Origin of the sequence: Colwellia sp. KU-HH00111, from assembly GCF_040362745.1 — a bacterium.
GTDB lineage: Bacteria > Pseudomonadota > Gammaproteobacteria > Enterobacterales > Alteromonadaceae > Colwellia.
Map to the genome: position 1 here is coordinate 1 of NZ_BAABWO010000025.1, position 792 is coordinate 792.

1 protein-coding gene is annotated in these 792 nt (G+C 41.2%); it reads right to left on the reverse strand.

What is annotated here, in order from left to right; translation table 11 throughout:
• The coding region (locus tag ABXG98_RS18965) for an elongation factor Tu (protein ID WP_353540274.1) at window positions 1–791 on the reverse strand (791 nt) is incomplete at its 3' end.
• Window position 792 lies beyond the last annotated feature (1 nt).

The window sequence follows — 792 nt, forward strand, 5'->3', positions numbered from 1 at the left end:
TTACGGAACATTTCAACACCTGTACATGTTGATTTTTGTGTATCACGGATACCAACAACTTCTACTTCTTCACCAACTTTGATGATACCACGCTCAACACGGCCTGTTACAACAGTACCACGACCTGAGATTGAGAATACATCTTCGATAGGCATGATGAATGCACCGTCGATTGCACGCTCTGGCTCTGGAATATAAGAATCAAGTGCATCAGCTAGTTCAACAACTTTTTCTTCCCATTTTGCTTCACCTTGAAGTGCGCCTAATGCTGAACCTTGGATTACTGGTAAGTCATCACCTGGGAAGTCATATTCAGATAGAAGTTCACGAACTTCCATTTCTACTAATTCTAATAACTCTTCATCATCAACCATGTCACATTTGTTCATGAAAACAATAATGAATGGAACACCAACTTGGCGTGATAATAAGATGTGCTCACGTGTTTGTGGCATAGGGCCATCTGTTGCAGCAACAACTAAGATTGCGCCATCCATTTGTGCAGCACCGGTAATCATGTTTTTGATGTAATCGGCGTGACCAGGACAGTCTACGTGTGCGTAGTGACGTGTTTCTGTATCATATTCAATGTGTGAAGTATTGATAGTAATACCACGCTCACGCTCTTCTGGTGCGTTATCGATTTGTGCGAAATCTTTAACTTCACCACCGTGAACTTTAGTTAATACCGCAGAGATAGCGGCTGTTAATGTTGTTTTACCGTGATCAACGTGTCCAATAGTACCAACGTTTACATGTGGTTTGTTACGTTCAAATTTTTCTTTAGCCATT